General features: G+C 63.2%; 7 protein-coding genes and 1 pseudogene. 4 read left to right on the top strand and 4 right to left on the bottom strand.

The annotated features are described in order from the left end of the window. Nucleotides 1-124 (bottom strand): annotated as a pseudogene (locus HXO69_RS08390) (2,3,4,5-tetrahydropyridine-2,6-dicarboxylate N-succinyltransferase); the annotation flags it as partial. Between the two features lie 101 nt (nucleotides 125-225). Between HXO69_RS08390 and dapE the strand changes: the two are divergent. From dapE to HXO69_RS08370, 4 genes are all read left to right on the top strand, one after another. Next, nucleotides 226-1404, top strand: a complete 1179-nt coding sequence (gene dapE / locus HXO69_RS08385; protein WP_296546479.1) for a succinyl-diaminopimelate desuccinylase — start codon at nucleotides 226-228, stop codon at nucleotides 1402-1404. A 105-nt stretch (nucleotides 1405-1509) separates the two neighbouring features. Beyond that, nucleotides 1510-1890: a taurine ABC transporter substrate-binding protein gene (locus HXO69_RS08380; protein ID WP_296546477.1), complete on the top strand. Its 381-nt coding sequence runs from the start codon at nucleotides 1510-1512 to the stop codon at nucleotides 1888-1890. A gap of 5 nt (nucleotides 1891-1895) precedes the next feature. Continuing rightward, the gene (locus HXO69_RS08375) at nucleotides 1896-3242 is read left to right on the top strand and encodes a hypothetical protein (protein ID WP_296546476.1); all 1347 of its coding nucleotides are present in this window, start codon (nucleotides 1896-1898) and stop codon (nucleotides 3240-3242) included. A 391-nt stretch (nucleotides 3243-3633) separates the two neighbouring features. Then, a complete protein-coding gene (locus HXO69_RS08370) occupies nucleotides 3634-4011 on the top strand; it encodes a twin-arginine translocase TatA/TatE family subunit (RefSeq protein ID WP_096741066.1) in 378 nt (125 codons plus the stop codon). A gap of 74 nt (nucleotides 4012-4085) precedes the next feature. Here the strand turns inward: HXO69_RS08370 and HXO69_RS08365 are convergent, their stop codons facing one another. From HXO69_RS08365 to HXO69_RS08355, 3 genes are all read right to left on the bottom strand, one after another. After that, nucleotides 4086-5288, bottom strand: a complete 1203-nt coding sequence (locus HXO69_RS08365; RefSeq protein WP_296546474.1) for a P-loop NTPase — start codon at nucleotides 5286-5288, stop codon at nucleotides 4086-4088. Continuing rightward, nucleotides 5278-6210: a DUF1003 domain-containing protein gene (locus tag HXO69_RS08360; RefSeq protein WP_296546472.1), complete on the bottom strand. Its 933-nt coding sequence runs from the start codon at nucleotides 6208-6210 to the stop codon at nucleotides 5278-5280. The genes HXO69_RS08365 and HXO69_RS08360 overlap by 11 nt, the downstream gene beginning before the upstream one ends. Beyond that, nucleotides 6203-6500 (bottom strand): CBS domain-containing protein (locus tag HXO69_RS08355; RefSeq protein WP_296546470.1); only part of this gene is annotated, 298 nt, incomplete at its 5' end. The genes HXO69_RS08355 and HXO69_RS08360, both read right to left, overlap by 8 nt.

Raw genomic sequence — 6500 nt, 5'->3', positions numbered from 1 at the left:
GGGTGAGGGAGGGGGCGGGGAACCAAGCATCCAGGACGGTGCCGGCGTGCTCGCCAGAGACAACAACATTGACCAGTGCAACGCCGGAGGCGTAACGGGGAGTGTTTTCAGACATGCCTTCCATTATAGTTTTGGGGCTTGGAACCCCTTCAAGACCGTCTCATATGCTCGATATGGGCGTTGTGTGCGCGGGTGTGCGCGCGGGGGAACCTGTAAGGTTGAAGGATGAGCGTTTCCCCGAATACTTCTGATCGTCACCCGGTCCCGGCGCCGCCCCTGAACTTGGACGTGTCCATGCCCGAGCTGACGCGTGCCCTGCTGGATCTTGAGTCGGTTTCTGGTAACGAGCGAACGATTGCTGATGCCGTGCACACGGCGCTGTCGTTCTGCCCGCACCTGCACCTGACCCGTGACGGGGACGCCATTATTGCCCGCACCGAATTCCCGCCTCTGCCCGGCGCTGAGGGGGAGCGTACCCGCATTATTCTTGCCGGTCACCTGGACACCGTGCCCCTGCCCACCGTTGAGGGGTCCCTGGGTACCGTGCCCGCCACGGTGCGTGAAGAGGACGGCCATAGCGTGCTCTACGGCCGCGGCGCCACCGACATGAAGGGCGGCGTGGCGGTCCAGCTGAAGCTTGCCGCCGAACTGACCGCGCAGGACACCGACTACAACCTGACCTACATCTTCTACGACCACGAAGAGGTCGCTAGCGAGCTTTCCGGCCTGGCGCGCCTGATCCGCAACCACGGCGAGCTCATCACCGACGCGGACTTCGGTGTGCTGCTCGAACCGACCAACGGCACCATCGAGGGCGGCTGCAACGGCACCATGCGTTTCTTCGTGCGCACCCGCGGCCTCGCCGCTCACTCGGGTCGCGCATGGCGCGGCGAGAACGCGATTCACGCCCTGGCACCGGCGTTGGCGGCGCTCGCCTCCTATGAACCGAAGACCATCGCGGTGGAGGGCCTGGACTATCGTGAGGGCCTGAACGCGGTGCAGATTTCTGGTGGCGTTGCCGGTAACGTGATTCCCGATGCGGCGGCAATGCATGTGAACTACCGATTCGCGCCTGACAAGACCCTGGATGAGGCGGTCGCCCACGTGCGTGAGGTTTTCGCCGGATACGAGCTGGACTTCGTGGACCTTTCCCCGGCGGCACGCCCCGGCCTGGACACTCCGCTGGCGGCATCCCTGATTGAGGCGGTGGGCGAGGAGCCCCAGCCGAAGTACGGTTGGACGGATGTGGCGCGCCTGAGCGAGATTGGTATTCCCGCCGTGAACTTCGGCCCCGGTGACGCCCTGCTGGCGCACACCGATAATGAGCACGTGAGCTTTAGCCAGCTGACCCGCTGCCACGCGGATTTGCGTGCATGGCTGCTCAGCGACCGCGACGAGGACTAACTGCAACGCTGACTAGCCGCGGTGCTGATTCTGCCGGTGCTGACGCTACTATTTGAATTTAGGTGACCGTCAGGGGTTGACGGTCCTGCATGATATGAGATTGACATGAACTTTCTTCTGATTCTGCTTGCCCTGCTGATTGTGGGCATCGCGGCCCTTTCCGTTGTGGCGCTCGGTGGTGAGCGTGCCGTGCCCGGTGCCGCGTTCTTTAGCGGCGTGGGCCGTGACGGCCTGGGCACCTTTGACCGCGTGGAGGATTTGGGCTTTATCGCTCCTCTCGTTGGTGCACCCGAGGACGACAAGGCACTCGAGAACGCACCCGCTGCGGAGGCTGCCGCTTCGACCGCAGAATCCGCTGATGCCAGCGTGGTTGCCGCTGAGCCGGTTCGCCGCGGCGCGGTTCCACTGGCTGACGAGGCTGAGAGCACCCTGAGCGCTCACGAGTTCGTGGAGAAGCGCAAGAGCCCGCAGGCTGAGGGGAACTAACGCCTGTGAGTGTTTCGCCTGAACATACTAACTCTTCCCCCGCGCAGGGTGCCGCCACCCCCGCCTCCGGCAAGGAGCAGAGCGAGTCTTTTGATGAGCTGCTGACCTGGGCGTACACCGTCGCCGGTGAGCGCCTGCACCGCGTGGGGGAGCGTCTGTGTGCCCTGCCCGCGTGGCTGTCGGTACTGCTGATTTACGGCCTGTCCCGCGTGTGGGGTTTCATCGTTTTTGCCGTGGTCGGTCAGCAGCAGTTGCGCAGCCCCTGGGGCCAGCACCTGGACTATCTATCGTTCATTAGCATCTGGGATGCCGGCTGGTATGAGCAGATTGCGGTGCAGGGTTACCCGAGTGAGCTGCCGGTGAACGCGGCGGGCGTGGTGCAGCAGAATCAGTGGGCGTTTTACCCGATTTTTCCGCAGCTTTCCGGTGCTATTAGCCATGCGACGGGCATCGGGTACTACCCGGTGGCGGCGACGGTTGCCCTGCTTGCCGGTTTCGCGGCAGCGTGGGTGATTTACCTGCTGTTTGAGGTGTCGTTGAAGGCGACCGGTTTCAAGAGTGAGGAGTCGCCTTCGGCGCTGTCCATGTGGGCTGTGGCGTTGGTGTCCTTCTTGCCGGTGGCGCCGGTGCTGCAGGTGCCGTATGCGGAATCGCTGAACCTGGTGTTCCTTGCCGGTGCGCTGCTGTGCCTGGTGCAGGGACGCTACGGTCTGCTGGTTCCTGTGGCTGCGTTGGCGTGCCTGTCCCGCCCGGTGGGTGTGCCCCTGGGTGCGGCTACCGGCCTGTGGTGGTTCGCGTGCTGGGTTCGTTCGAGCCGCCGGTCGGGTATCGGTGCGGCGTTTGTGCGTCATTTGGGGCAGCTGGTGAGCGCCTTGGTGGTGTGTGCGTGTGCGCTGGTGTGGCCTGCGATTGCGTGGTGGGCTACGGGGCGTGTGGATGCGTACACCGCCACGGAGACGGCGTGGCGCGGTACGCATTTGGCGCCGATTCAGCCGTGGCTGTCTCAGGGCTACCTGTACTTTGGCTATGCGGCTCCGGTGCTGCTGACTCTGCTGATTTTGGGTTTTATTGCTCTGTGTTTGAGCCCGCTGGCGCGTAGGGTTTTGGCGGCTCCGCTGAACCTGTGGTGCTTGAGCTATTTTGCGTATTTGATTCTGTTTTTGAATCCGCAGTCGTCGACGTTCCGCCTGTTGTTGCCGTTGTTCCCGCTGGTGATTGTGGTGGCGGCGGCGAGCCGTTCGCGGGCGTATCGTTGGGCGCTGTTGGTGGCGGGTGCGTGTGCGCAGTGGGGCTGGGTTGGCTGGCTGTGGCATTGGAAGCAGCTCCCCGGCGGTGGAGATTATCCACCGTAAACCGAATACCGTGGCTGGAGACCGCCGGTGCGCTGCCGGCGGTCTTTTGCGTTCGGGAGGCGGGCGTGCCTGCGGTTGGAGCCGCAGCGTTTTAACCCGGCGGCGGAGACTACCCGCCGTAAACCGAATATCGTGTCAGGAGACCGCCGGTGTGCTGCCGGCGGTCTTGTGCGTTCGGAAGGCGGGCGTGCCTGCGGTAGGAGCCGCAGCGTTTTAACCCGGCGGTGGAGATTACCCGCCGTAAACCGCTGAGATGTATCTCTTAGCCGTGGGCGCAATGCCCCTCCGCGGTGCGGTAGCGTACGCCTTCTGCTTGTCCAGAGCTTAAAGACACGTCCAGAAAGCGCCGCGGGTTCGGCGGTGCTGGCTCGGAACTGATAATCTATATTCTGTGTTTGGTATTAGTGGCACCGAGTTGATTATTTTGGCCATCATCACGTTCGTGGTGATCGGTCCCGAACGCATGCCCGAATACGCCCGACAGATCCGTGAATTCGTCAAGACCGTGCGCCGCATGGCGTTCGACGCGAAGGACGACTTCAAGGAAGCGCTGGGCGAGACGGGTCTGGAAGATATTAACTGGCGCCAGTACGACCCCCGCCAGTACGATCCGCGCGTGATTGTGAAGCAGGCATTCGCTGAGGATGACGCTGAGCGTGAGCGTGAGGCAAGGGAACGTGAAGAGGCGCTGCTGAAGGAGAAGGAGAAGGCTGAGAGCCGTGCTCTTCCGCGAGGCGCATACGCCCCCTTCGACGTGGACGCCACCTAAGATTTTGAACAGAAAGAACCCCGCGCCGTGATGGTGCGGGGTTCTTTCTATATCAGCTTATAGACGCTCAATCTCTAAACGAAGAGCGGCAGGCTCTGCCCCGCCCTCGACTCGCCGGACTGCAGCAGCTGCGAGGCGATGGACTGGATTTCTTCGGCGGTGGGGGAGTCCGGGTGACCCCAGACGACGGGCATGCCGTCGTCGCCGCCGGTACGCAGGTTCACATCCAGCGGGACGGAACCGAGCAACGGTACCGGGTAGGAGAGCGCCTCCGAAAGACGCTCAGCGAGCACCTGACCGCCGCCAGAACCGAACATATCCAGCACGGTGCCGTCCGGCAGAGTCATTGCCGCCATGTTCTCGACCACGCCCACGACCTTCTGGCCGGTCTGCAGGCTCAGGGTACCGGCGCGCTCCGCCACATCCACCGCGGCGTGCTGCGGGGTGGAAATGAGCACCAGCTCCGCATTCGGCAGCAGCTGTGCCATGGAGATAGCAATATCGCCGGTACCGGGCGGCAAATCGAGCAACAGCACATCCAGGGCGCCGAAGTGTACGTCCATGATGAACTGCTCCAGGGCGCGGTGTAGCATGGGGCCGCGCCAGGCGACCGGCTCGTTGCCCTTGAGGAACATGCCGATAGAAATCACGCGAATAAAGCCGCCGCTGACCTTCTGCTCACCCCAACGCTGGGCGGGGGCGGGCACATCCACGGTCGGCGGAAGAATCAGGTCATCCAGGCGGGTCGGGGCGTCGGTAATACCCAGCAGGCCCGGGATGGAGAAGCCGTGCACATCCGCGTCAATAATGCCCACCGCAAGCCCGCGCGAAGCGAACGCGGCGGCAAGATTCGCGGTCATGGAGGACTTGCCTACGCCGCCCTTGCCGGACACCACGCCGAACACGCGGGTCAGCGAACCGGGGGCGGTGAACGGGTTGGTGCGTTCGGGCTTAAGCATCGAACGCAGGGCGGAACGCTGCTGCGGGTTCATCGCACCCACCTGCAGCTGCACTCGCTCGATGCCCTCGATGGTGGCGGCGGCTTCGCGAACCTGCTGTTCGATGGTGTTCTTCAGCGGGCAGCCCTCAATGGTGAGCAGGACCTTCACTTCAGCCCAGTGGCGGCAGGGAATCGGCTCGCCCCGTTCATCCAATTCGGGATGCACGAGCGCGGTCTCAACCATGCCCAGCTCCGTAATGGGGCGGCGCAGTTCGGGGTCCTCGACGCGGGCAAGCGCCGCGTAGAGGGCATCCTGCAGCGGGTTATCAGCGGTCACGGGCGCCTCCCTCACGGGTGCGCTCTGCCTGCTGCTGTGCCTGCTGAGATTCGCGGCTCTGAGGCTGGCTCAAATCGCCGCGGTGAGAATCCTGGTCGGAGTCCTTCACAGAGTCCTTCACAGAGTCCTTTGCAGAGCGTTCAGCCTTGTCAGAAGCCTGCTCGGCACCGTTCTCAGCATCCTGCTTCTCGGAGCCCTGCTCCTCAGCGTCCTTCTCTTCACCCTCGGAGGTATCGATATCGTCGATAGCCTCCTCCAGGTCCTCAATGTCCTCACTGATGTCCTGCAGCTGCTCGGCGTGACGCTCCTGCTCCTGCGCAATGTTCTGCAGTTCCTCAAGAATGTCGCGCAGCTCGCTACGGACAAAGTCACGGGTCGCAACCTCACGCAGAGCAATACGCAACGAAGCAATCTCGCGGGTCAGGTACTGGGTCTCCTCCAGGTTCTGCTGGTCACGCTTACGGTCCTCAGAGGCCACCACGCGGTCGCGGTCGTCCTGGCGGTTCTGCGCCAACAGCAGCAGGGGAGCAGCATAAGAAGCCTGCAGGGACAGCATCAGGGTCAGCAGGGTGAAGTTCAGGCTACGCGGGTCGAACTGCATCTCCTCCGGCGCCAGGGAGTTCCAGGCAAGCCACACGCCACAGAAAATGGTCATCCACATCAAAAACTGCGGGGTACCCATGTAACGTGCGAAGCCCTCGGTCATGCGGCCAAAAGCGTCCGGGTTGGGGCTTGCGAACAGCTTCGGCTTGCGGGTTCCGGGGGTGCTCAGCTGCGAGTCGCTGCGCTGCGGGCGAGAGTCGCCGCGCTCGCGGTTGCGTTCAGCGTACTTCTTCTCCAGGCGGTCCTTGAGAATGCGCGCCTTATCGATGCGGGGGTTCTCTTCGGTACGGTTTGCGTCGCGGCGGTTCGATTCAGGCAAAGCGTCGTCCTACCTTTCGTACGGGAGTTCCATCATCGTAAGTGCGCCAGTCTTCGGGCAGGAGCGCATCGAGCACGTCGTCGATGGTCACTGCGCCTACCAGGCGGTGCGATTCGTTCACAATGGGAACGATGGTCAGGTCGTAGGTTGCCAGCACGCGTGCCAGCTCTTCCAAACTAGCCAGGTCAGAGACCGGCTCAGTGTCGGTGTCGAGGATGTGACCAATCGGCTCGCTCGGCGGCACACGCAGCAGCTTCTGCATGTGCACCAGACCCAGGTACTTGCCGGTC

It is taken from the genome of Rothia sp. (in: high G+C Gram-positive bacteria) (assembly GCF_015265375.1).
Classification (GTDB): domain Bacteria; phylum Actinomycetota; class Actinomycetes; order Actinomycetales; family Micrococcaceae; genus Rothia.
Note: the sequence above shows the minus strand (reverse complement) of the source record. Positions and strands in the feature narration are given on the sequence as shown.